This window comes from Nocardioides malaquae, from assembly GCF_015070385.1.
In the GTDB taxonomy this organism is placed as follows: Bacteria; Actinomycetota; Actinomycetes; order Propionibacteriales; family Nocardioidaceae; genus Nocardioides; species Nocardioides malaquae.
This window is the reverse complement of the sequence record NZ_JADCSA010000002.1, coordinates 215,577-239,453: the sequence shown is the minus strand read 5'-3', so window position 1 is coordinate 239,453 and position 23,877 is coordinate 215,577. Positions and strand designations below refer to the sequence as shown.

At 69.7% G+C, this 23,877-nt stretch carries 27 protein-coding genes; 2 read left to right on the top strand and 25 right to left on the bottom strand.

Annotated features, from left to right (window positions below):
• Positions 1-2: 2 nt before the first annotated feature.
• The 3 genes from IEQ44_RS03130 to IEQ44_RS03120 form a co-directional block, all read right to left on the bottom strand.
• A complete protein-coding gene (locus tag IEQ44_RS03130) occupies positions 3-803 on the bottom strand; it encodes an alpha/beta fold hydrolase (RefSeq protein ID WP_193636953.1) in 801 nt (266 codons plus the stop codon).
• A 29-nt stretch (positions 804-832) separates the two neighbouring features.
• Positions 833-1,606, bottom strand: a complete 774-nt coding sequence (locus IEQ44_RS03125; RefSeq protein WP_193636952.1) for a hypothetical protein — start codon at positions 1,604-1,606, stop codon at positions 833-835.
• A 91-nt stretch (positions 1,607-1,697) separates the two neighbouring features.
• Positions 1,698-2,879 (bottom strand): 3-hydroxyacyl-CoA dehydrogenase NAD-binding domain-containing protein, encoded by a 1,182-nt coding sequence (locus IEQ44_RS03120; protein WP_193636951.1) that lies wholly within the window; start codon positions 2,877-2,879, stop codon positions 1,698-1,700.
• Between the two features lie 70 nt (positions 2,880-2,949).
• Here IEQ44_RS03120 and nucS point away from each other — a divergent pair, with 70 nt between their 5' ends.
• A complete protein-coding gene (gene nucS / locus IEQ44_RS03115) occupies positions 2,950-3,693 on the top strand; it encodes an endonuclease NucS (RefSeq protein ID WP_227486788.1) in 744 nt (247 codons plus the stop codon).
• Positions 3,694-3,772: 79 nt separating this feature from the next.
• Here nucS and IEQ44_RS03110 read toward each other — a convergent pair whose 3' ends face one another.
• From IEQ44_RS03110 to IEQ44_RS03100, 3 genes are all read right to left on the bottom strand, one after another.
• On the bottom strand, positions 3,773-4,090 hold the full coding sequence (locus tag IEQ44_RS03110; RefSeq protein WP_193637068.1) for a hypothetical protein: 318 nt from the start codon (positions 4,088-4,090) through the stop codon (positions 3,773-3,775).
• A gap of 134 nt (positions 4,091-4,224) precedes the next feature.
• Positions 4,225-6,234 carry a protein meaA gene (locus IEQ44_RS03105; protein WP_193636949.1) on the bottom strand — a complete coding sequence of 670 codons (2,010 nt, stop codon included), beginning with the start codon at positions 6,232-6,234 and terminating at the stop codon, positions 4,225-4,227.
• Positions 6,235-6,320: 86 nt separating this feature from the next.
• The gene (locus tag IEQ44_RS03100) at positions 6,321-6,626 is read right to left on the bottom strand and encodes an STAS domain-containing protein (protein WP_193636948.1); all 306 of its coding nucleotides are present in this window, start codon (positions 6,624-6,626) and stop codon (positions 6,321-6,323) included.
• A 281-nt stretch (positions 6,627-6,907) separates the two neighbouring features.
• Between IEQ44_RS03100 and IEQ44_RS03095 the strand changes: the two genes are divergently transcribed.
• Entirely contained in the window at positions 6,908-7,483 is a 576-nt protein-coding gene (locus IEQ44_RS03095) for a cob(I)yrinic acid a,c-diamide adenosyltransferase (protein WP_193636947.1), read from the top strand.
• 33 nt (positions 7,484-7,516) lie between these two features.
• Here the strand turns inward: IEQ44_RS03095 and IEQ44_RS03090 are convergent, their stop codons facing one another.
• The 19 genes from IEQ44_RS03090 to thrB form a co-directional block, all read right to left on the bottom strand.
• Complete coding sequence (locus IEQ44_RS03090; RefSeq protein WP_193636946.1) at positions 7,517-7,972, bottom strand: DUF2550 domain-containing protein; 456 nt, start codon at positions 7,970-7,972, stop codon at positions 7,517-7,519.
• Positions 7,973-8,135: 163 nt separating this feature from the next.
• Positions 8,136-8,528, bottom strand: a complete 393-nt coding sequence (locus IEQ44_RS03085; RefSeq protein WP_193636945.1) for a F0F1 ATP synthase subunit epsilon — start codon at positions 8,526-8,528, stop codon at positions 8,136-8,138.
• Positions 8,528-9,985 (bottom strand): F0F1 ATP synthase subunit beta, encoded by a 1,458-nt coding sequence (gene atpD / locus IEQ44_RS03080; RefSeq protein WP_193636944.1) that lies wholly within the window; start codon positions 9,983-9,985, stop codon positions 8,528-8,530. The genes IEQ44_RS03085 and atpD overlap by 1 nt, the downstream gene beginning before the upstream one ends.
• 5 nt (positions 9,986-9,990) lie before the next feature.
• Entirely contained in the window at positions 9,991-10,923 is a 933-nt protein-coding gene (locus tag IEQ44_RS03075; RefSeq protein ID WP_193636943.1) for a F0F1 ATP synthase subunit gamma, read from the bottom strand.
• Between the two features lie 2 nt (positions 10,924-10,925).
• Positions 10,926-12,569: a F0F1 ATP synthase subunit alpha gene (gene atpA / locus IEQ44_RS03070; protein WP_193636942.1), complete on the bottom strand. Its 1,644-nt coding sequence runs from the start codon at positions 12,567-12,569 to the stop codon at positions 10,926-10,928.
• 61 nt (positions 12,570-12,630) lie between these two features.
• Positions 12,631-13,437, bottom strand: a complete 807-nt coding sequence (locus IEQ44_RS03065; protein WP_193636941.1) for a F0F1 ATP synthase subunit delta — start codon at positions 13,435-13,437, stop codon at positions 12,631-12,633.
• A complete protein-coding gene (locus IEQ44_RS03060; protein WP_193636940.1) occupies positions 13,437-13,970 on the bottom strand; it encodes a F0F1 ATP synthase subunit B in 534 nt (177 codons plus the stop codon). The genes IEQ44_RS03065 and IEQ44_RS03060 overlap by 1 nt, the downstream gene beginning before the upstream one ends.
• Before the next feature lie 46 nt (positions 13,971-14,016).
• Complete coding sequence (locus IEQ44_RS03055; protein WP_319804464.1) at positions 14,017-14,226, bottom strand: ATP synthase subunit C-like protein; 210 nt, start codon at positions 14,224-14,226, stop codon at positions 14,017-14,019.
• Between the two features lie 86 nt (positions 14,227-14,312).
• On the bottom strand, positions 14,313-15,149 hold the full coding sequence (gene atpB, locus IEQ44_RS03050) for a F0F1 ATP synthase subunit A (RefSeq protein ID WP_319804463.1): 837 nt from the start codon (positions 15,147-15,149) through the stop codon (positions 14,313-14,315).
• A gap of 31 nt (positions 15,150-15,180) precedes the next feature.
• Entirely contained in the window at positions 15,181-15,435 is a 255-nt protein-coding gene (locus tag IEQ44_RS03045) for an AtpZ/AtpI family protein (RefSeq protein WP_193636939.1), read from the bottom strand.
• A 33-nt stretch (positions 15,436-15,468) separates the two neighbouring features.
• The gene (locus tag IEQ44_RS03040; protein WP_193636938.1) at positions 15,469-15,936 is read right to left on the bottom strand and encodes a hypothetical protein; all 468 of its coding nucleotides are present in this window, start codon (positions 15,934-15,936) and stop codon (positions 15,469-15,471) included.
• A gap of 96 nt (positions 15,937-16,032) precedes the next feature.
• Positions 16,033-17,178 (bottom strand): MraY family glycosyltransferase, encoded by a 1,146-nt coding sequence (locus tag IEQ44_RS03035; protein ID WP_193636937.1) that lies wholly within the window; start codon positions 17,176-17,178, stop codon positions 16,033-16,035.
• A complete protein-coding gene (locus tag IEQ44_RS03030) occupies positions 17,178-17,915 on the bottom strand; it encodes an L-threonylcarbamoyladenylate synthase (RefSeq protein ID WP_193636936.1) in 738 nt (245 codons plus the stop codon). Before IEQ44_RS03030 ends, IEQ44_RS03035 begins: the two co-directional genes overlap by 1 nt.
• A complete protein-coding gene (gene prmC / locus IEQ44_RS03025; protein ID WP_319804462.1) occupies positions 17,912-18,751 on the bottom strand; it encodes a peptide chain release factor N(5)-glutamine methyltransferase in 840 nt (279 codons plus the stop codon). The genes IEQ44_RS03030 and prmC overlap by 4 nt, the downstream gene beginning before the upstream one ends.
• Position 18,752: 1 nt before the next feature.
• Positions 18,753-19,823 (bottom strand): peptide chain release factor 1, encoded by a 1,071-nt coding sequence (gene prfA / locus IEQ44_RS03020; RefSeq protein WP_193636935.1) that lies wholly within the window; start codon positions 19,821-19,823, stop codon positions 18,753-18,755.
• A gap of 98 nt (positions 19,824-19,921) precedes the next feature.
• Entirely contained in the window at positions 19,922-20,128 is a 207-nt protein-coding gene (gene rpmE / locus IEQ44_RS03015; RefSeq protein WP_193636934.1) for a 50S ribosomal protein L31, read from the bottom strand.
• Positions 20,129-20,234: 106 nt separating this feature from the next.
• Positions 20,235-20,600, bottom strand: a complete 366-nt coding sequence (locus tag IEQ44_RS03010) for a response regulator transcription factor (protein ID WP_193636933.1) — start codon at positions 20,598-20,600, stop codon at positions 20,235-20,237.
• A gap of 124 nt (positions 20,601-20,724) precedes the next feature.
• Complete coding sequence (rho, locus tag IEQ44_RS03005) at positions 20,725-22,791, bottom strand: transcription termination factor Rho (protein ID WP_319804461.1); 2,067 nt, start codon at positions 22,789-22,791, stop codon at positions 20,725-20,727.
• Between the two features lie 185 nt (positions 22,792-22,976).
• Positions 22,977-23,876 carry a homoserine kinase gene (gene thrB, locus IEQ44_RS03000; RefSeq protein WP_193636932.1) on the bottom strand — a complete coding sequence of 300 codons (900 nt, stop codon included), beginning with the start codon at positions 23,874-23,876 and terminating at the stop codon, positions 22,977-22,979.
• Position 23,877 lies beyond the last annotated feature (1 nt).

The following is a 23,877-nucleotide window of genomic DNA, read 5'->3' as shown; positions in this document are numbered from 1 at the left end:
CGTCAGCGCACCGGGGAGTCGAGGAAGCGACGCAGCACCTCGACGAAGACCTCGGGCTGCTGGGAGTGCACGTAGTGCCCGCCGCCCTTGATGGTCACTCGGCGCACCCGCGGGAAGAGTGCCTCCATCGCGGGGGCGTACTCGTCCTTGACGTAGCCCGAGTCAGCACCGGCGATCCACAGCACCTGGCCCGGGTAGGGCTCGTGCTCGGACCACGATGCCGGCCACCCGCTGACGTCCTGGAGCCGCTCACGCAGCACCGGCAGGTTGAGCTGCCACCGCCACCCCTCGTCGGTGCGGCGCAGGCTCTGCAGCAGGAAGCCGCGCACGAAGTCCGACGGCACCGCCTCCCTGAGCGCCTCGTCGGCGTCGCCACGGTTCGACAGGGCGTCGGTGTCGAGGGCGAGCATGCCGTCGATGTAGCCCGTGAACTCGTCGAGGTGTCCGTAGGAGACCGGGGCGATGTCGACGACGACGAGCCGCTCCACCCGTTCGGGGTGGCGCAGGGCCGCGAGCATGGCGACCTTGCCGCCCATCGAGTGGCCCACCAGGGTCAGGGGCGGGCCGTCGCCGAGCTGGGCCACCAGACGGTCGGCGTCGGCCTCGAGGTCCACGGTCGGTGTCCAGGGCGAACGGCCGTGGTTGGGCAGGTCGACGAGCGTGACGGCGTGGTCCTGCGCCAACGCCTTGCCGATCGTCGACCAGTTGCGCCCCTGACCGAAGAGGCCGTGGCAGAAGACCAGCGGGGGTCCCTGCTCCGACAGCACGGTGGTGTGCAGCTTCTCCTCGTACGTCTCGCTCACGGCTGCATTGTCGCCGACGGGCGCCACGGTCAGAAGTCGAAGCCGTCGAAGAGGTCGCCCAGGCCCTCACCGATGCCGCCGACGGCCTCGCCGAGGCCCTCACCGATGCCGCCGATCGCCTCACCCAGTCCGTTGAGCCCACCGGAGAAGAGCACGCCCATGAACATCCACTGCATCGGCCCGAAGCCGCCGTAGTAACCCGCAGCGTAGGGCTGGTAGGCCCGCCCGCCCTGCCAGTAGGGCACGCGCTGCGAGCCGACCATCACCTTGCGGATGTCGGGCTCGGCTCCGGCTCGCACCCGCTCGACGTCGAGAGCGCAGGCCGGGACGTCCCTGGCCGCCCCACCCGGCGGGGTCCACGGCACGTCGGCCACCGACGGGCCGTGCCGCGGGTCGAAGAAGCAGGGCGGACGCCGGGTGGGCAGGGGCTTGGACTCCACCCGAGCGCGCACGCAGGCCATGGCGTAGCGGCCGTCCTCGAGGATCTCCGTCACGTGACGCACCTGGTCGGGGGCGCTCAGCTGGGCGGCGGCGACCTTGGCGGACTCGTAGGCGTCGAGGGCGCGCTGGTAGTCGGCGTTGGCGCCGGCGTCCAGGGGGTGTCCTGCGACGTCGACGTCGAGCTCCTGCAGCTCCACACCCAGTGCGGTGACGTCCTCCTCCACGAGGCGACGCACCGGGGCCAGCTCCGCCTCGGCGAGCTCGGCCGCGCGTCGCTGCGAGCGACGGGAGGCCGCGGCGGCCAGCCACACCACGGCCGCCAGGACGGCGGAGACGAGGACGAGGGGCGCGAGGAGCTCCATGCGCCCCAGTCTACGCAGCGGCCGTGACCCGTCCCCCCACGCACAACGCCCCACCCCCGGCGGGGGGGGGGCGTCGAGGGGCGGGCGTGGTTCAGCTGTAGTCGTGGAAGCCGCGCTTGGTCTTGCGGCCCAGGCGACCCTCGGCCACGACCTGCTCCAGCATCGGCGCCGGGGCGAACCCGTCGTGCTTGAACTCGGCGTGCAGCTCCTTCTGGATGGCCAGGGAGACGTCGTTGCCGACCACGTCGAGCAGCTCGAAGGGGCCGAGCGGGAACTTCACCTGCTCCTTGATCGCGGCGTCGATGGTCGCCATGTCGGCGCGACCCGACTCCAGCATCTTCACCGCGTCGTTGAGGTAGGGGAAGAGGAGCGCGTTGACGATGAACCCGGCGCGGTCACCGCAGGAGACGGCGACCTTGCCCAACACCTTGCAGAGGGCACGGGTGGTCTCGTCGACCTCGGCGGAGGTCGACGAGGTGGTGACGACCTCGACCAGCTTCATCACCGGGGCGGGGTTGAAGAAGTGCATGCCGATGACCCACTCCGGACGCGAGGTGACCTCGGCCAGGGTGGTGATCGGCAGGGAGGAGGTGGTGGTGGCCAGGATCGCGCCCTGCTTGCAGATGCGGTCGAGGTCGGTGAAGAGCTGCTTCTTGACGTCGAGGTCTTCGGCGATCGCCTCGACGACCAGGTCGACCTCACCGAGCGCCTCGCGCTCGGTGGCGCCGCTGAGGCGGGCCAGCACCTCGGACTTGGCGTCCTCGGTGAGCTTGCCCTTGGAGATGGCGCGGTCGAGGGAGCGGGTGATCCCGGAGACCACGCCGTCGAGCTTCTCCTGGCTGCGGCCGACGAAGACGACGTCGAAGCCGCCCTTGGCGAAGACCTCGACGATGCCCGCGGCCATGGTGCCGGTGCCGACGACGCCGACGGTGCGCACGTCGTGGCGCATCTCGGGAACCGGCGCAGCGGCGCTGTCGTCGCCGGCGGCCAGGGTGGTCGCCCCGGCGGCGACGCGCTCCTCGAGGAGGGAGGCGGGCTCGTGCAGCTCGTCACCGGTGCTGGCGAACTGGGCGGCGAGGAGGTCGCGTGCCTTCTCCAGGCCCATCTCCTCGACCGCGGTCAGCGGACCCACGGGGTATCCGCAACCGAACCGCATGGCGGCGTCGATGTCCTCGCGCGAGGCGTAACCCTCGGCGTACATGCGGATGGCGTGGTTGAGGTAGGGCAGGACGAGGTCGTGGGAGATCTGCTCAGCGCTCGCGGTCTCATTCATGGAGGCACCATGCCATCCGTACCGAGTGGTAACAAGCAGGAACCACGATTCGGTTCGAGACGTGGACCACATGAGGCCGGTTCCCTCGCGATGTCGCCGGTCGCTGGGCCGACCGGTAGATTGCCGACCCGTGAGACTCGTCGTTGCCACCTGCCAGGTCGACTACGCCGGTCGCCTCTCCGCCCACCTCCCGATGGCCACCCGCGTGCTGATGATCAAGGCCGACGGATCGGTGCTGGTGCACAGCGACGGAGGCTCCTACAAGCCCCTCAACTGGATGTCTCCTCCGTGCACCCTGCGGGAGTCGACCACGGACGCGGGAGCGGTGGAGTGGACGGTCACGTCGCGCACCGACGACACCCTGCGGATCCTCATCGAGGAGATCCACCACGACTCCTCCCACGACCTGGGACTGGACCCCGGCCTGCAGAAGGACGGGGTGGAGAAGCACCTGCAGGAGCTGCTGGCCGACCACCCGGCGACGATCGCGGAGGGCCTGACCCTCGTGCGTCGAGAGTTCCCCACGGCCATCGGCCCGGTGGACCTGATGTGCCGCGACGCCTCCGGCCTCTCCGTGGCCGTCGAGATCAAGCGGCGTGGGGAGATCGACGGCGTCGAGCAGCTCACCCGCTACCTCGAGCTGCTCAACCGCGACCCCCTGCTCACGAGTCGTGGACCGGTGCGCGGCATCTTCGCGGCCCAGCTGATCAAGCCGCAGGCGAAGGTGCTGGCCGAGGACCGCGGGATCCAGTGCAAGGTGGTCGACTACGACGCACTGCGAGGCCTGGACGACGCGGAGGACCGCCTCTTCTGAGGGGTTCCTCCGAAGGCTGCCTCGCCCACCCCACGCGAGCGAGCGGGGCGTTCGGCGCCGAGGGGGCGTACGTCCGCCCTCAGGCCGCGGACTTCTTCTTCTCGCCGCGCTGCGGCACCGCAGAGACCTTGACGAGCTTGCGGCGGTGCACGGTGTAACCCTCGGGCAGGGTGCCCTCCTTGAGCATGCGCAGTGGGCAGCGTCCGCAACGGGTCTTCGACTCGCAGCACTTCTTCTTCGGGAGCTTGGCCACCGTCGGCTGCTTGCCGGCCAGCTTGTCGGACTTCTTCTCCGACTTCTTGGCGGCCTTCTGCTTCTTCTTGCCCTTCTTGGGAGCAGACGCGCCCAGCTCACCGCACAGCGAACTCTGCGGTGAGGTCGACCTGCCCTTGCCCATGCCGACGACCATAACAGCCGAACTAAGGCATGCCTAACCTTTGCTCGAATCGTGGAACGGCGCCGTGCCCCCCAGACACGGCACGAGGGGCCCCGCGTGTGCGGAGCCCCTCGACGCCGGGACGGGTGCAGCGGTCAGTCCAGACCGTTGGCCTTCCGGATCACGTCGACGATGCCGTCCATGATCTCGGTCAGGCCGAAGTCCTTCGGCGTGTAGACCGCTGCGACGCCCTGCTCCGTCAGCGCGCGACCGTCGGAGTCGGGGATGATGCCGCCGACGATGACGGGGACGTCGTCGAGGCCGGCGTCGCGCAGGCCCTGCAGGACAGACGGCACCAGCTCCATGTGCGAACCGGAGAGGATCGAGAGACCCACGCAGTGGACGTCCTCGGCGGCGGCCGCGGCGACGATCTGTTCGGGGGTCAGCCGGATGCCCTGGTAGATGACCTCGAACCCGGCGTCACGGGCGCGCACGGCCACCTGCTCGGCGCCGTTGCTGTGACCGTCGAGCCCGGGCTTGCCGACGAGCAGCCGCAGTCGGCCCCCCAGCTCCTCACCCGTTGCCGCCACGCGCTCACGCACCCGGGTCAGGGCCTCGCCTGCCTCTGCGGCACCGACGGCACCCGAGACGCCGGTGGGCGCCCGGAACTCGCCGAAGACCTCGCGCAGCGTGCCGGCCCACTCACCGGTGGTCACACCGGCGCGAGCGGCCGCGAGCGTCGCCTCCATCAGGTTCTTGTCCGTCTTCGCGTCAGCTGCCAGGCGGGCCAGCGCCTCGTCGACCTCGGCCTGGTCGCGCTGGGCCTTCCACGCTTCCAGGCTCGCCAGCGCCGCCTTCTCCGCCTCGGGGTCGGCGGTCTGGATGGCCTCGTCGAGGTTGGCGGTCAGCGGCGACGGCTCGGTGGACTCGAACTTGTTGACACCGACGATGATCTCCTCGCCGGCCTCGATCCGCGCGCGGCGCGCGGCGTGGGCGGCCACGAGCTCGGACTTCATGTAGCCGGCCTCCACTGCAGCCACGGCGCCGCCCATGGCCTGCACCTTGTCCATCTCCTCGCGGGCCGCGGCGACGAGCTCGGCGACCTTCGCCTCGATGACGTGGCTGCCGTCGAAGATGTCGGCGTACTCGAGCAGGTCGGACTCGTAGGCGAGCACCTGCTGGAGCCGCAGCGACCACTGCTGATCCCAGGGGCGCGGCAGTCCGAGCGCCTCGTTCCAGGCGGGCAGCTGCACGGCGCGGGCCCGGGCGTTCTTGGAGAGCGTCACGCCGAGCATCTCCAGCACGATCCGCTGCACGTTGTTCTCGGGCTGGGCCTCGGTGAGCCCCAGGGAGTTGACCTGCACCCCGTAGCGGAAGCGCCGCATCTTGGGGTCCTGGACGCCGTAGCGCTCACGGGTGATCTCGTCCCACATCTCGACGAAGGCCCGCATCTTGCACGTCTCCTCGACGAAGCGCACGCCGGCGTTCACGAAGAAGGAGATACGCCCCACGACCTTCTCGAAGTCGTCGTCGGAGACCTGGCCGGACTCCTTCACCCGGTCAAGCACGGCGATCGCGGTGCACAGGGCGTAGGCGAGCTCCTGCGCGGGCGTGGCGCCGGCCTCCTGCAGGTGGTAGCTGCAGATGTTGATCGGGTTCCACTTGGGGATGTGGTTGACCGTGTAGGCGATGGTGTCGGCCGTCAGCCGCATCGAGTGCTCGGGCCCGAAGACGTAGGTGCCCCGGGAGAGGTACTCCTTGATGATGTCGTTCTGCGTGGTGCCGGCGAGCTGCTGCGCCACCTCGGCCGGGTCGAGCTCGGGGTTCTGCTCCTCGGCGGCGACCTGGTAGAGGGCGAGCAGCCACATGGCCGGCGCGTTGATCGTCATCGAGGTGTTCATCGCCGTGAGCGGGATGTCCTCGAAGAGTCGGCGCATCTCGCCCAGGTGCGGGACCGGGACGCCGACCTTGCCGACCTCACCGCGACTGAGCGGCGAGTCGGGGTCGTAACCGGTCTGGGTCGGGAGGTCGAACGCCACCGAGAGACCGGTCTGCCCCTTCGCGAGGTTGGTCCGGTAGAGGGCGTTGGAGGCGGCTGCCGTCGAGTGGCCGGCGTAGGTGCGCATCACCCACGGACGGTCCTTGGCGGTCTTGGGCTCAGTCATGCTGCAGATGCTATGCGTACGGATCGAGCGTGGCGACGGGTCTCGAAGTGGGATATGCCACTGGTCGCCCTGGGGCGGCCGAACCGTCAGACCGAGACGGGGACCCGCTCGACCTCGACGGCGCGGATCAGGCGCGAGATGTGCAGCATGCGGCGCACGGCGGGACCGCAGCCGCGCAGGCGCAGGTGGTCTCCCCGGCGCGAAGCCCGGTGGGTGGCCACCGCCAGGACGCGCAGGGCGGTGACGTCGACGCTCTCCACGCCGGAGAGGTCGACGACCACGTCGCCGGAGCGTCCCAGTGCGCCGTGGATGGCGTCGCGCACCGCAGCGGTGCTACGGACGTCGAAGTCCCCCACCAGATGAAGCACACCACCGCTGGTGTAGATCTCCACGCCCCTCAACCCCTTCCCGGCTCCCGATCGCCGGACCCGGACCATCCCCCGACGGCCCGAGCAGTGCGGTGACGACCACGACCTGTTCGCGGCGCCACAACCTCTATGACGACGTTGGTATCCCACTTGGTTGCACTGCTCCAAACATTTGTTCTCCGCACTGAGACGCGTCGCCCGATAATCGGACGCCGCCTCGGGTGACCCGTCGGTAGACAACAGTGCAGCCGGGTGACGCCTGGGACGCCGCCGAGCTGTCCTGCTCCCCCGCTAGCCTTCGTGGCATGGTCAACCTGACGCGCATCTACACCCGCACCGGCGACGCCGGCTCCACCCGCCTCGGCGACATGAGCGAGACGAGCAAGACCGATCGACGACTCGCGGCCTACGCCGACGTCGACGAGGCCAACGCCGCCATCGGCGTCGCGCTCTCCACCGACGGCGTCGAGGACCGTGTCCGCGCGGTCCTCACCCGCGTCCAGAACGACCTCTTCGACGTGGGCGCGGACTTCTGCACGCCCGTGGTCGCCAACCCCGAGTACCCGCCGCTGCGCATCGAGCAGGCCTACGTCGACCGCCTCGAGGGCTGGTGCGACGAGTTCAACGAGGAGCTGGAGAACCTGCGCTCCTTCATCCTCAACGGGGGAACGCCCGCCGCCGCCCACCTTCACGTGGCCCGCACGGTCGTACGCCGCGCGGAGCGCTCGGCATGGAGTGCGTGGGAGGAGCACGCCGACACGATGAACCAGGTGGCGATCACCTACCTCAACCGGCTCTCGGACCTGCTCTTCATCCTGGCCCGGCACGCCAACCGCGAGCAGGGCGACGTGCTCTGGGTCCCCGGCGGAGAGCGGGACTGACGCAGCGCTGCGGGGCGCCGCCGCCCAGCGCGCTCAGCGCAGCGGCTTGCTGTCCCAGTTGGTGCCCGGTGGCCCCGACTCGAGCCAGGACTGGAAGCCCATGAGCGAGGAGTCGCTCATGGCCAGCTCCACTTCTCCTTCAGGCGTCGCGCAGACCACCACCACGTGGTCGGCGTACAAGGCGGGGACCTCGGGGCCCTCGGGCGCGCGCCTGCCCTCGTAGGCGATCTCGTTGCGGTTCCACACGCGCGAGGGCTGGGGGCTCAGGGAGAAGATGCGGAACCACTCCAACGACTCCCCGGTGAAGCGCCCGACGCCCAGCGTCCAGCCCCGCCCGGCGTGGGCCGACGGTGAGCGGTGACTGACCTCGAAGGTGCCGCCCGTCCGGGAGATGATCCGGCGGCGCACGAGGAGCGCGACGCAGAGAAGCAGGACGACCACAAGCAGGACGCCCACGACGTCCAGCACCAAGAGCCACCCTGTGTGCATGCGTCCTCCTCGTCCACGCCGCTGGTTGCGCAGATGCAACCATGTCGGGCGCCGGGCCGGTGCACCACCCCCGGGGCACGGACGCTGCAGGACCCGAAATGCCAGCAGGGTGAGCACCCGGTCACCCGTGTGCTCCCCCTACTGGCGCTGTGGTGCGATCGTGTCAGGAAGCCCGCTCGACGGCGCGCACCCGAGCCTCGGCCCGACGGACGGCCTCGCGGGCCGCGTCGTCGTCCTCGCCGGCCGCGTGGGCCCGCTCGAGGTCACGACGGGCCTTCTCCAGGTCGATCTCGTGCGACATCTCGGCTCGCTCCGACAGGATCGAGACGCGGTCGTTGGAGACGGAGAGGAAGCCGGCGTCGACGGCAGCCACCCAGGTCTCACCCTCGGGCGTCTGGATGTCGACGACGCCCTCGATGATGACCGACAGGACCGGGGTGTGACCGGGCAGGACACCCATGTCGCCCTCGGTGGTCCGGGCGATGACCATCTTCGCCTCCCCCGACCACACGAGGCGGTCGGCGGCGACGAGCTCCACCTGCAGCGTGCCAGCCATCAGAGGTTCTTCTGGATCTCGGCCCACTTGGCCTCGACGTCGTCAAGACCGCCGCACATGAAGAACGCCTGCTCGGCGACGTGGTCGTACTCACCGTCGGCGATCTTGTTGAACGCCTCGATGGTGTCGGCGATCGGAACCGTCGAGCCCTCGATGCCGGTGAACTGCTTGGCCACGTAGGTGTTCTGCGAGAGGAACCGCTGGATGCGACGGGCCCGGGACACGATGATCTTGTCCTCTTCGGAGAGCTCGTCGACACCGAGGATCGCGATGATGTCCTGGAGCTCCTTGTTGCGCTGCAGGATCTGCTTGACGCGGATCGCGCAGTCGTAGTGCGCCTGACCGATGTACTGCGGGTCGAGGATGCGCGACGTCGACGTGAGCGGGTCCACGGCGGGGTAGATACCGAGCGACGCGATGTCACGCGAGAGCTCCGTCGTGGCGTCCAGGTGGGCGAACGTCGTGGCGGGAGCCGGGTCGGTGTAGTCGTCGGCGGGCACGTAGATCGCCTGCATCGAGGTGATCGAGTGACCACGCGTCGAGGTGATGCGCTCCTGGAGCTGACCCATCTCGTCGGCGAGGTTCGGCTGGTAACCCACGGCGGACGGCATGCGGCCGAGCAGCGTGGAGACCTCGGAACCGGCCTGCGTGAAGCGGAAGATGTTGTCGACGAACAGCAGCACGTCCTGCTTCTGCACGTCGCGGAAGTACTCCGCCATCGTCAGGGCCGAGAGGGCCACGCGCAGACGCGTACCGGGGGGCTCGTCCATCTGACCGAAGACCAGGGCGACCTTGTCGAAGACGCCGGCCTCCTGCATCTCGACGATCAGGTCGTTGCCCTCACGGGTGCGCTCACCGACACCGGCGAACACCGACACACCACCGTGGTTCTTGGCGACGCGGGCGATCATCTCCTGGATGAGCACGGTCTTGCCGACACCGGCACCACCGAACAGACCGATCTTTCCACCGGTCACGTAGGGGGTGAGCAGGTCGATGACCTTGATGCCCGTCTCGAACATCTGGGTCTTGGACTCCAGCTGGTCGAAGGACGGGGCCTTGCGGTGGATGCCCCACCGCTCCTTGACGTCGAGCGTCTCACCCTCGGCGAGGTTGAGCGGCTCACCGATCACGTTGAACACCTTGCCCAGGGTGGCGTCACCCACGGGCACGGAGATCGGGGCACCGGTGTCGCGCACCTGGGTGCCACGGACCATGCCGTCGGTCGAGCGCATCGAGATGGCACGGACCATGCCGTCACCGATGTGCTGGGAGACCTCGAGGATGATCGTCTCGGTCACACCGTCGAGCTCACGGTCAACCTCGAGGGCGTTGTAGATCGCCGGCATCGCGTCGGTCGGGAACTCGATGTCCACAACCGCGCCGATGACGCGCGAGATGCGTCCGACCCCACCGGCGGAGCCGGCAGCCTGGGTCTCTTCCACAGTGGCAGTCATTTCTCTCACTCACTCCCGGCGGTCGCGTCGGCCAGGGCGTTGACGCCACCGACGATCTCGCTGATTTCTTGGGTAATGCCAGCCTGGCGAGCCTGGTTGGCGATTCGCTTGTACTTCTTGATGAGTTCCTCGGCGTTGTCCGTGGCCGACTTCATCGCCTTCTGACGGGCGGCGAGCTCGGAGGCAGCCGCCTGCAGCAGGGCGAAGAAGATGCGGCTCTGGACGTACTTCGGCAGAAGCGCGTCGAGGACCTCGCCCGGGGAGGGCTCGAACTCGTAGAGCGGGAGCAGCTCCCCCTCGGCGGGGGGCTCCGTGCCCTCCACGACCTCCAGCGGGAGGAGGCGGACGGCCTGGGGCTCCTGGGAGAGCATCGACCGGAAGCGCGTGAAGACCACGTGCACCTCGTCGACCCCGCGGGTGGCATCGCCCTCAGCGTCCTCGCCGGACTCGGCGAGGAAGGCGTTGATCAGCGTCTCGCCGATCTGGGCAGCGACGTCGTAGGTGGGCTGGTCGGAAAACCCGGTCCAGGCCCGCTCGATGGCACGCTGACGGAACTTGAAGTAGGCCTCGGCCTTGCGACCGGTGACGTAGAGGTCGACCTCCTTGCCCTCCTCCTTCAACTTCTCCACGAGACGCTCGGCCTCACGGATCACGTTGGTGGAGTAGGCACCCGCCAGGCCACGGTCGCTGGAGACGACCAGGACCAGGGCACGGCGGGCGTCCGTCGGCTCGGTGGTCAGCGGGTGGTCGACGTTCGAGAACGTCGCCACCGCCGACACCGCACGGGTCAGCTCACGGGCGTACGGCGCCGCCGCCTGAGCCCGCTGCTGCGCCTTGATGATGCGGGACGCAGCAATGAGCTCCATGGCACGCGTGATCTTCTTGGTCGACTCGACCGACTTGATCTTCGCGCGGTACTCACGCAGCGATACGGCCATCGTCAGCCCCGCTTCTGCTTGACGATCTGCTCCTGCTCGACGTCCTCGTCCTCGAGGGCGACGTGCTCTTCCTTGCCCGGCTTGATCGAGCGACCGTCCGCGGTCTCGAACTGGTCGAGGAAGGCGTCGTACGCCTTGACCAGCTCGGCCTCGGTGGAGTCCTCGAACTTCTGCGAGTCACGGATGGCGGAGAGGATCCCGGCGTGCGAGCGACGCAGGAAGTCGAGGAACTCGGCCTCGAAGCGCAGCACGTCGTCGGTGGGGACGGCGTCCAGACGACCGGTGGTACCGGCCCAGAGGGCGACGGTCATCTCGTCGACCGGGTAGGGCGAGTACTGCGGCTGCTTGAGCAGGGCCATGAGGCGCTGACCACGGTCGAGCTGCTGGCGCGAGGCCGCGTCGAGGTCGGAGGCGAACATCGCGAACGCCTCCATGGCACGGAACTGCGCCAGGTCGACCTTGAGCGAACCGGTCACGGCCTTGAGGGCCTTCGTCATCGCGGCACCACCGACTCGCGACACCGAGACACCCACGTCGATGGCGGGGCGCTGGTTGGCGGCGAACAGGTCGGACTGCAGGAAGATCTGACCATCGGTGATCGAGATGACGTTGGTCGGGATGAAGGCCGACACGTCGTTGGCCTTGGTCTCGATGATCGGCAGGCCGGTCATGGAGCCGCGACCCATCTCGTCGGAGAGCTTCGCGCAACGCTCGAGCAGACGCGAGTGCAGGTAGAAGACGTCACCCGGGTAGGCCTCACGACCCGGCGGGCGGCGCAGCAGCAGCGACACGGCGCGGTAGGCCTCAGCCTGCTTGGTCAGGTCGTCGAAGACGATCAGGACGTGCTTGCCCTGGTACATCCAGTGCTGGCCGATGGCCGACCCCGCGTAGGGCGCGAGGTACTTGAAGCCGGCGGAGTCGGACGCCGGGGAGGCCACGATGGTCGTGTACTCCAGGGCGCCGGCCTCGGCGAGGGCGCCACGCACGGAGGCGATGGTCGAACCCTTCTGGCCGATGGCGACGTAGATGCAGCGGACCTGCTTGTCCGGGTCGCCGGACTCCCAGTTCTGCTTCTGGTTGATGATCGTGTCGATCGCGATGGTGGTCTTGCCCGTGGCGCGGTCACCGATGATCAGCTGACGCTGACCACGGCCGATCGGCGTCATGGCGTCGATCGCCTTGATGCCGGTGGCCAGCGGCTCGTGCACCGACTTGCGCTGCATGACTGAGGGAGCCTGCGTCTCGAGGGCACGACGACCCTCGATGCCGGTGATCTCGCCCAGGCCGTCGATCGGGGTGCCCAGCGGGTCGACGACGCGACCCAGGTAGCCCTCACCGACGGGGACCGAGAGGATCTCGCCCGTGCGGCGGACCGTCTGGCCCTCCTCGATCTTGTCGAAGTCACCCAGGACGACGACACCGATCTCGCGGGTGTCGAGGTTCAGGGCGATGCCCAGCGTGCCGTCCTCGAACTCGAGCAGCTCGTTGGCCATGGCGGACGGGAGTCCGGTGACACGGGCGATGCCGTCCGCGGCCTCGGCAACGGTGCCGACCTCTTCGCGGCTGGCAGTCTCGGGCTTGTAGTCCGACACGAAGCGCTGCAACGCGTCCCGGATCTCGTCCGGACGGATCGAAAGCTCCGTCATTTCCTCATCCTTACTTTCGTGTGCTCGAAGTTCTAGTGGGTTGACCGACGCTGAGCGGGACTCAGACGGCCAGCTTGCGGCGGGCGTCGTCCAGGCGGCTGGCGACGGTGCCGTCGATGACCTCGCCGCCGATCTCGACCTTCACGCCACCGATGACGGCGGGGTCGACGACGACGTTGAGCTGGACCTCACGTTCGTACTGACGCGCCAGAGCCGCATTGATCCGCTCCAGGTCGGAGGCGGCCAGCTCCTTGGCGACGGTCACGGTGGCGACGGCACGGCCGTTCGCCTCGGCGACCACCTGCTGGTAGGCGTCGAGCGCCACCGACACGGTGCGGTGCGTCCCGGCCAGCGACTGGTCGACCAGGGCCACCGTCGCCGGCAGCGCCTTCCCGGCGAGGAGGCCGTGCACCAGGGCACGCTTGTCCTCCGTGGACCGGGCGGGGTCGGACAGGGCCTGGCGCAGGTCCGGGTTGTCCTTCAGCAGCTGACCGAGCTGGAACAGCTCGGTGGAGAGCCGCCCCGCGTCGGAGCCGGCGGACCGGACCGTCGCGACGACGCCCAGCTGCTCGAGGGCCTTCGCCAGGTCGGACGCGTACGTCCACCGCTGGGAGACGGCGTCTCCGAGCAGCGCGGCGACAGGCGCCTGGACCTTGCCGGCGAAGAGCTCGCTGACCAGTCCGGCCTTCGCCGTCGACTCGACCGACACGTCGGTCGCCACGCGGCGAAGGGCCGGCTCGGCACGAAGCACCTCGGCCACCGAGAACAGGTCCTGACCGACCTGTGCGGCGTCCGCCTTGCCCAGCGCGCCCTCGAGCGTGGAGGTGAGGGCGGAGTACGCCTCGGCAGAAGCACCACGGAAGGTCATCAGTTGGCGCCTTCCAGCTCGGCCAGGAACCGCTCGACGACCCGGCTCGAACGCACGTCGTCATCGAGGCTCTCGCCGACGATGCTGCCGGCCAGACCGGTGGCGAGGCCACCGACCTCGGCGCGCAGCGAGGTGATGGCCTGCTGGCGCTCCGCCTCGATCTGCGCCTTGCCGGTCTCGACGATGCGCGCAGCCTCGGCCTGGGCCTGCTCGCGCATCTCCACGACGATCGCCGCACCCTGCTCACGAGCTTCCTCGCGGATGCGAGCAGCCTCGTGACGAGCCTCGGAGAGCTGCTGCTCGAGCTCGGCGAGCTTGGCGTCGGCCTCGGCTTGCTTGGTCTCCGCAGCGGCCAGACCACCCTCGATGGCAGCCGTGCGCTCGGCGTACGTCTGCTCGAAGGCAGGCACGATGAACTTCGTCACCAAGATCCACAGGATGGCGAAGAAGACCGCGGCGAGGACGATCTCGATCGGGTGCGGGATGAGGGGGTTGAGCTCCCCCGCCGCGGCCCGGATGACCTCAGTCTGCATGGGCAGGTCCTTCAGTTCGGCAGTCGGATATCAGCGGGAGTCAGGCTCAGGCCTGGAGCACGAAGGCGAGCGCGATACCGATGATGGCGAGGGCCTCGGCGAGGGCGAAGCCCAGGATGGCGATCGGCTGGAGGCGACCCTGCGACTCCGGCTGACGCGCCACACCGTTGATGTACGCGGCGAAGATCAGACCGACGGCGAGGCCGGGGCCGATCGTCGCGAGGCCGTAACCGATCATGTTGAGAGAGCCAACCACGGCTTCTTCCTTTCGTAGTTCCCGACGGATTCGGGAGTGTGATGGTGTTCGGTTCGTTCAGGTGGCCCAGCTGGGCCGGGGGTGGATCAGTGCTCGTCGGCGATGGCGCCGGCGATGTACATGGCGGTCAGCAGCACGAAGACGTAGGCCTGCAGGAACATGACCAGCATCTCGAGGACGCAGATCAGCAGGAACATCACGAACGAGACCAGTCCGGCGCCGATGTAGATGCCACCCATCTCCGCGATGAGGTACTCACCACCGAGGGCGAAGAGCAGCAGCAGGATGTGGCCGGCGAACATGTTGGCGAAGAGACGCAGCGCCAGCGTGACCGGGCGGACGAGGATGTTGGAGAAGAACTCCAGCGGGATCAGCAGCGCGAGCACCGGGCCCTTGACGCCCGCAGGCACCGTCTGGTGCTTGAGGTAGCCGATGAAGCCGTGCTTCTGCACGCCGACCGCGTTGTAGACCAGCCAGGCGATGATCGCCAGCGAGTAGGCCACGCCGGAGCGTGACGCCGTCGGGAACTGGATGACGGGGATGAGCCCGAAGTAGTTGTTGACGATGATGAAGAAGAACATCGACACCAGGAACGGCACGAAGCGCAGGAAGTGCTGGCTGCCGATGTTGTCGCGGGCCAGGCTGTTGCGCACCAGCCCGTAGCCGGCCTCACCGACGTACTGGAGCTTGCCCGGGACCAGCGCCCGCTTGCGCGAGGCGTAGTAGAAGAAGGCGAAGATCAGGATGACCGACAGCGCGAGCTGCAGCATCGGCTTGGTCACGCCCAGGTACATCGTCTGCCCCAGGAACTCGAACGTCGGCGCGGTCTCCTGGGTGTAGCCGACCGGGGGGAGGTTGAAGTCGGCCGGACCCGGAGGGGTGAAACCCTCGGCCGGAATCGCGTTCATCGCGATCGCACTCACGCTGTCTCCTGTGTCTGCCGCACTGCTGCTGTCAGTTCTTGTCGTCATCGGGGGCCTTGGCTGCCGGGAAGGCCTTCACGGTCATGTAGATCCCCAGGCCCGCGCCCACGACGATGCCGATGGCCACCATGAAGTTGGTGCCCCACCACTGGTCGAGGCCCCAACCCACGAGTCCGTAGACCGCCACGCCGGAGACCATGTAGCCGAAGGCGTTCCAGGGGTCCTGGCGCGGTGTCTCGACGTGGGGTTCCTCGGCGCGGCCGTGAGGTGTGTTCTCCGTGGCCATCGCGGTCGTGACAATAGCAGTCGTGGGTGGTCATCACGCACCCGCCTCCTGCCCGCGGGACGCCGTCGAGCGGGAGAGGTCGTACATAGGGATGCGGGCACGCGTGCTGAACCAGATCTGGGCCGTGCTCCACGTCAGGCTGGCCGCCACGACGCCCAGCAGCAACCAGCCTCCGGCCACACTCTCCCCCAGGGCGCCGGAGCGCTCCAGCACGAGGAAGAAGGCGACCATCGTCGCGATCTGCAGGGCGTAGGTCATGATCGCCACGAGCAGTGACAGCGCCGGGACGGCGTTCGACGCCACGTGCACGACGTAGGTCCCGAAGGCCATCACGACCGTGAGGGAGACCCCACCCACGGCGGCTCCCGCGATCGCGGAGGAGTCGCCGAGCAGCGCCGCTGCGGCCGTGACCACGACCGAGACGCCCAGCGCCACGAGCATCGCGCCGCCGAGGACACGGGTCCCCGGATCAGCGGAACGCTCGGGGGTCTCGGTCGTCATGCGGGCGGCCGTCCTGGGAGTGGTGGGGCTGTGGCCCGACGCAACCTCCGTCGGGCTCGTGAAAGTTATCACAAGGCCCCTCCGAGGCCGAAAACGTCACTCCTCGACCGGCACCGCCACGCCCTTGGCGCCGGGAGCCGGCACCCGGGGCAGCAGGAACGTGAGCAGCACGACCGCCACCGTCGCGGCGACGAGCGTCATGGTCAGCACGGGTCCGCTGTAGAGGCTGATGAGGACGGCCCCGAAGCTGATGAGGGCGGCCCAGAGCCACATGATGAAGACGGCACGCCTCTGGGAGTGACCGATCTCGAGCAAACGGTGGTGGAGGTGCTCCTTGTCGGGGGCGAACGGCGAGCGCCCCGCCCGCGTGCGCCGCACGACGGCCAGGAAGAGGTCCGCCATCGGCACGACCAGCAGCGAGACCGGCAGCAGCAGGGGCAGGAGCACCGCCCACCCGGGGCTGCTCCCCTCGGCGCCGAACGTGATCTCCGAGCCGTCGAACTGGCCGGTCAGGGTCAGCGCGCTGGCCGACATGACGAGTCCGATCAGCATGGAGCCCGAGTCGCCCATGAAGAGCCGGGCGGGATGGAAGTTGTGCGGCAGGAAGCCCGCGCACGCCCCCGCCAGCGCAGCGCTGAGGAGTGCGCCGGTCGTGGCCAGGGTGACGCCGTTGAAGTCGGACAGCTGGTAGCAGAAGAGGAAGAAGGCACCGGCGCCGATGCCGACCACGCCGGAGGCGAGGCCGTCGAGGCCGTCGACCATGTTGACCGCGTTGACGGTGGTCACCACCAGCAGCACGGTGAGCAGTGCGCTCTCCTCCGGAGTCAGGGCGAACTGGGACCCCGATCCGTTGGGGAAGAAGTAGAACTTCACACCGAAGACGACCAGCAGGCCGGCGGCGAGCACCTGGCCCCCCAGCTTGGTCAACGCATCGATGTCGAAGATGTCGTCGAGCACCCCCACCGCGCAGATCAGGGCCCCGGCCACGAGCACGGCCCGCGCGTCCTGGAAGACGAGCGGGTCACTCAACGAGAGGAAGGGCAGGTGCTGGGCCACCACGTAGGCCGCGATCAACCCGCCGAGCATCGCGACGCCACCGAGGTAGGGAATCGGTTCGGCGTGCACGTCGCGGTCCCGCACCGCGGCCACGGCGCCGGTGCGGATCGCCACCTCACGGGCGAGGACGGTCAGCAGGTAGGTGGTCGCTGCGGCGACCAGGAAGACCAGGAGGAACTCACGCATCAGGCCCGGCCGTCGTCGTCGGTCGGCGCCTCCACGGCGCTGGCTTCTTCGCCACTGGCTCCCTCGCCACCGCTGACTCCCTCACCGCTGAGGGTGACGCCCCACGGGTCCAGCACCGCCCGAAGCCGGTCGAGGCTCACCACCCCGAGACGCAGCACGTGGCAGCGCTCACCGGTGACGTCGACGATGGTCGAGGCCTCGGAGCCGGGCGTACGCCCCGCGTCGACGTAGACCTGCACCTTCTCGCCGAGCATCTCCTCCGCCTCGTCGACGTCGAGCGCCGCGAGCCGACCGCTGAGGTTGGCGGAGCTGACCGCCAACGGCCCGGTGCGCTCGAGGACGGCCAGGGCGACCTCGTGGTCCGGCATCCGCACCGCCACCGTGCCGTGCGTCTCCCCCAGGTCCCACTGGAGGGAGGGCTGCTGGTGGCAGACGAGCGTCAACGGTCCCGGCCAGAACTCCGTGACGAGGGCGCGCGCCCACTCCGGGACGTCGGCGGCCAGCGCGTCCAGGGTGAGGGCGCTGCTGACCAGCACCGGCGGCGGCATCTCGCGCCCCCGGCCCTTGGCCGCCAGCAGCCCGGCGACCGCCTCAGGCGCGAAGGCGTCGGCGCCGATGCCGTAGACGGTGTCGGTGGGGATCACCACGAGCTGGCCCTGGTTGACCGCCAGGGTGGCTGCCTCGACGGCGGCGTCGCGCTCGGACTCGGTGGTCGTGGTCAGTCGCATGGTGCTCATCGTGCCAGTCGCGCCGTGACGAAACGCGCACGACCGGCAAGGTCGCGGTGGTCGCGCACGTCGCTCCACCGGCCGGTGGACACGAAGACGCCCGGGGCGCTCTCGCCCTGGACGTCGGCGTGCTCGGCGCCCACCACTCCCCCCGGACGCAGCAGCTCGGCTGCGCGCCGCTCGAGCGTACGCATCGCGTCGAGCCCGTCCTGCCCGGAGAAGAGCGCGAGGTGGGGGTCGTGGTCACGGGCCTCCACGGCGACCGACTCCCACGCCTCGAAGGGGATGTAGGGCGGGTTGCACACCACCACGTCGACCGTGCCGAGCAGGTCGTCGAAGGCGGTCGCCATGTCGCCGAGCCGGAGGTCGACCCCGGTGCCGGCCAGGTTGCGCTCGGCCCACCGGTGCGCGTCGGGGTCGAGCTCGACCGCGTGCACGCGCGCCGTGGGCACCTCGTCGGCCACCGCCCGGGCGATCGCACCGGAGCCGGTGCAGAGGTCGAGCACGACGGGTTCGGCCAGCTCGGCGCAGGCCTCCACGGCCCACCCGGCCAGCAGCTCGGTCTCCGGACGGGGCACGAAGACACCGGGGCCCACCTCGAGCTCGACGTGGCGGAAGAACGCCCGTCCGGTGAGGTGCTGCAGCGGAACCCGCTCGGCGCGCTGGGCGACCAGACGCTCCATCTCGGCGACCTGGTCGTCGGAGAGGTCGTCGACGAGGACCAGACGGCCGGGCGAGGTGTCCAGCACGTGGCAGAGCAGCAGGGTCACGTCGGAGTCCGGGGACTCCACGCCCGCCTCGGCGAGCCTGCTCCCCCATCTCCGGCGACCGTCACGGAGCAGCACGTCACTCCTCCAGGGCGGCGAGTCGGGCAGCGAGGTCGGCCGAGACGCAGGACTCGAGCACCGGACCGAGATCACCGTCGAGCACCTGGTCGAGGTTGTGCGCCTTGTAGCCGGTGCGGTGGTCGGAGACGCGGTTCTCCGGGAAGTTGTAGGTGCGGATCCGCTCGGAGCGGTCGACCGTACGCACCTGGGAGCGGCGCGCCTCGGAGGCCTCGGCCGCGGCGGCGTCCTGCGCGGCCTGGAGCAACCGGGCCCGCAGGATGCGCAGCGCCTGCTCCTTGTTCTGCAGCTGGCTCTTCTCGTTCTGGCAGCTGACCACGATGCCGCTCGGCAGATGGGTGATGCGGACCGCGGAGTCGGTCGTGTTGACGCTCTGACCTCCGGGTCCGGAGCTGCGGAAGACGTCGATGCGCAGGTCGTTGTCGTCGATGCTGACGTCGACCTGCTCCGCCTCCGGCATCACCAGGACGCCGGCGGCCGACGTGTGCACCCGGCCCTGGGACTCCGTGACCGGGACCCGCTGCACACGGTGCACACCACCCTCGAACTTGAGCTGGGCGTACGGGGCGCCCCCGGGCTCCACCGCGCCACGGGTCTTGACAGCGACCGTGACGGACTTGAAGCCGCCGAGGTCTGAGCCCGTGGAGTCGAGGACCTCGACGCTCCAGCCGGCGCGATCGGCGTAGCGGGAGTACATGCGCAGCAGGTCGGCGGCGAAGAGCGCCGACTCCTCGCCGCCCTCCCCCGACTTGATCTCCAGCAGGGCGTCCTTGGAGTCCGCGGGGTCACGCGGCACCAGCAGTCGACGCAGCCGTTCCTCGGCCACCGGGATGCGCTCGGCCAGGCTGTCGGCCTCGCGGGCGAGCTCGGGGTCGTCGGCCAGCTCGCGGGCAGCGGCGAGGTCGTCGACCAGCCCCTGCCACTCGCGCCAGCTCGCGATGACCGCGGAGAGCTCGGCGTAGCGCTGGTTGAGGCGCTTGGCCAGCCGTTGGTCGGCGTGCGTCTCGGGCGCGGCGAGACGCTCCTCGAGCTCGGCGTGCTCAGCCAACATGCCTTCGACGGCCTCGAACAACGGACACTCCTGCGGGACGGGCGACCCGAGCCGTCACCGGTCGGGCAAATGGACGGACGCCGGTCACCCACACGTGGTGACCGGCGTCCGCCGGACGATCACTTCTTGCCGTAGCGGGCCTCGAAGCGGGCGACGCGACCGCCGGTGTCGAGGATCTTCTGCTTGCCGGTGTAGAACGGGTGGCACTGCGAGCAGACGTCGGCGTGCATGGTGCCGGACGTGGCAGTGCTGCGGGTGGTGAACGACGCGCCACAGGTGCAGGTCACCTGGGTCTCGACGTACTCCGGGTGGATGTCCTTCTTCATGGTTTCCTCTCGTGGTCGCCGGGTCGCACTGCCTTGTGCACGTACGTGAGCCGGTACCAAGGATCAATTCTGCCACTGCGACGGGCAGGCTCGCGAATCCGACCCCTCAACGGTTGAGGAGCGCCTCCACACGTGAGGCGAGCTCGCGCGGGCTGAAGGGCTTGGTGACGTAGTCGTCGGCACCGGAGCCGAGCCCGGTCTCCCGGTCGGACTCCTGGGCGCGGGCCGTCAGCAGGATGACGGGGAGGTCGTTGAGGTCAGGGTCCTCGCGGATCACCCGCACCGCCTCCAGGCCCGACATGCCGGGCATCATCACGTCCAGGACGGCCAGGTCGGGACGACGTCGACGCACCTCCTCGACAGCGGAGGTCCCGTCAGCCACAGCCACCACCTCGTGGCCGAGCATCGAGAGCTTGAACTCCACCAGCTCACGGATGTCGACGTCGTCATCGGCGACGAGGATGTGTGCCATGGGCGAAGGTGCTCCTTCAACAGAGGGGTGGTGCCACGAGCCTAGGAAACTCCGGCGCCGTACGCCGCCGAATGCGGCAAGCAGTGACTGACCACGCAGGCGCTTACCGCATTTCAGGTAGCCCTCAGCGGCGGACCAGGTCGCTGGCCGACGCCTTCTGGACCTGGGTCAGGAACTCGACGTTGGACTGCGTCGCGTTCATCCGGGCCAGGACGGCCTCCAGCGCGGTCAGCGGCTCGACGTCCATCAGGGCCGTGCGCAGCTTGAGAAGGATCTCCTGCTCCTCGGCCCCGAGCAGGTGCTCCTCGCGGCGGGTCGAGGAGGCCGCCACGTCGACCGGCGGGAAGATCCGTCGCCGCGCGAGCTCGCCACGCAGCACCAGCTCCATGTTGGCGGTGCCCGCGAACTCCTCGAAGATCGCGGCGTCCGAGGACGAGCCCGTCTCGACGATGGCCGTGGCCAGGATGGTGAGCGAGCCGCCGTCCTCGACGTTGCGCGCCGCACCGAAGAGCTGCTTGGCGGGGTGGAGCGCGGCCGCGTCGACTCCCCCGCCGATGACCTTGCCCTGCCCGGGGGCCAGGGACGTGTACGCCCGCCCGAGGCTGGTGAGGGAGTCCATCAGCACGACCACGTCGTGCCCCAGCTCCACGAGGCGCTTCGCGCGCTCCACGGCGAGCTCGGCGATCAGGATGTGGTCGCCGGCCGGCCTGTCGAAGGTGGAAGCGATGACCTCCCCGCGCACGGAGCGCTGGTAGTCGGTGACCTCCTCGGGGCGCTCGTCGATCAGCACGACCATCAGGTGGCACTCGGGGTTGTTGCGGCTCACCGAGCTCGCGATCTCGCCCACGACCTCGGTCTTGCCCGAGCGGGGCGGCGCCACGACCAGGCCGCGCTGTCCCTTGCCGATGGGGGCGGCCACGTCGACGACGCGTCCGAGCAGGTTGTCCCGGTCGGACTCCAGGCGCAACCGCTCGGCCGGGTGGATCGGCGTGAAGTCGGCGAAGTGGGGTCGCTCGGCCGCCGCCTCGGGGTCCATGCCGTTCACGGAGTCGATGCGCACCATCGGGTTGAACTTCTCGCGGCGCTCGCCCTCACGCGGGTGCCGCACCTGGCCCACCAGCGCGTCGCCACGGCGCAGGCCGTACTTGCGCACCATCGAGAGCGAGAGGTAGACGTCGTCGGAGCCCGGCAGGTAGCCGCTCGTGCGCACGAACGCGTAGTTGTCCAGCACGTCGAGGATGCCCGCGGCGGGCACCAGGACGTCGTCCTCGAGGATCGTGGTGTCCGGCTCGCTGCGCCCGGGTCTGCCAGCGCTGCTGCGGTCGCGCCCACGGCGGCGCCGGCTGCGCCGACCACCGGCCTCGTCGTCACCGTCGTCGTCGGGGCCACCGTCGCGATCCTGCCGGCCGCGGTCCTGCTGGTTCCGGTCCTGTTGGTTCCGGTCCTGGTCACGGTCCTGGCGGTTCCGGTCGTCCTGACTCTGGTTCTGGCCCTGGTTCTGGTTCTGGCCCTGGTTCTGGCCCTTGCCGCCACGCCGCTCGCCGTCCTTGGACTGGTCGTTCTTCGCCTGCCCGTCCCTGGACTGGTCGTTCTTCGACTGGTCGTTGCGGGACTGGCCGTTCTTGCGCGAGTCCTTCTGCTTCTGGCCGTCCTGCTTCTGACCGTCCTGCTTCTGGCTGTCCTGCTTGCCGCCCTGCTTCGGGGCGTCCTGCTTGCCGCTCTTCTTCGAGCCGTCCTTCGACTGGCTGTCCGACTCCGGCGCCTGCGCGCCCGGCTGCGGGGCAGCGTCCTGACCACCAGCGTCCTGGACGCCGGCGTTGGGCGCACTGACGTCGGGTGCACTGCCAGCGGACGCGCTGCCGTCGGGAGTCGCGGCCTGAGCGCGTGCCGTGCGCTGCCCGCGGGTGCGGGTGCGTACGACCGGGGCCGCCGGGGCATCGCCGCCACCGGTCGCGTCGGCAGGGGCCGCGTTGGACGAGGTTGCACCGGACGCGGCGCTCGAGGAAGCGGCGCTCTGCGCGTGGGCGTCCTGGCGCGCCCGGATCGCATCGATGAGCTGGGCCTTCTTCATCGAGCCAGCGCCGGTGATGCCCATCCCCTGGGCCACGGCCTTCAGGTCAGCCAAGAGCATCGAGTTGATGCTGGTGGCCTTCTTCTTCGGCACGGTGCCGGTGTCGCCAGTCTCGCTCACGGGAGCCCTTCCCAGAATGGTGCCTCGGCCCGCCGGGCCGGCACGGTCTCGACTTCGCCCTCCCCGCGTCGTGCTGGGACGACGAGGCGGGAGCAAGGGTCACCCGCGGTGGCGGACGCCGGAGGCGGGTGGGTGCGCCGAGTGGCGCAACTTCACGCTACCACCCGGCCCGGGCCCGCGCGGGATCACTCGACCCGCGCGCCCTCCTGGTCGACGGCCAGGTGGTGCGCCGCCCAGCCCTGGGGGCTGCGGGCGAGCAGGTCGGCCACCGACGAGACGTCGGCCAGGACGAGGACCGTGGGGCCCGCACCGGAGACGACTGCCGGGAAGCCGTCGGCCCGCAGCGACCGGACCAGCGCCAGGGACTCCGGCATGGCCTCCTCGCGGTAGTCCTGGTGGAGCTGGTCCTCGGTCGCGGTGAGGAGGCACTCGGGTCGACCGGCGAGGGCGGCCACCAGCAGCGCCGCACGACCCGCGTTGCAGGCAGCGTCGGCGTGGGGCACCTCGGCGGGCAGCAAGCCGCGCGCCACCTTGGTCGAGACGGGGTCGGTCGGCACGAAGACGACGGTGGTGATCCTCGGGTCGACCGGGGCCTGCACCGCGAACCACCGGGTGCCGTCGTGGCCCGCGATCGTGAACCCGCCGTACATCGCCGGGGCGACGTTGTCGGGGTGACCCTCCAGCCCTGCGGCGAGCCGGAAGATCGCGTCGTCGTCGAGCAACAGTTGGCCGCCGGCCACCATCGCGCGCGCCAGCACGAGGCCGCCCACGATCGCGGCCGAGGAGGAACCCAGACCACGCGTGTGGGGAATGGCGTTGGTGCAGGCGAGGGTGAACCCGGGCGGTTCGGCACCCATGGCCCGGAAACCCATCCGCATCGCGCGCACGACCAGGTGCGACTCGTCGCGCGGCACCTCGTCGGACCCGTGGCCGTGCACGTCGACCTCGATGCCCCCGCTGGTCACCTCGGCGACCAGCTCGTCGCGCAGTCCGAGCGCCAGGCCGAGGGTGTCGAATCCGGGTCCGAGGTTCGCGGAGGTGGCGGGGACGGTGACGCGCACCGGCCCCTCGACGAAGGTCGCCACC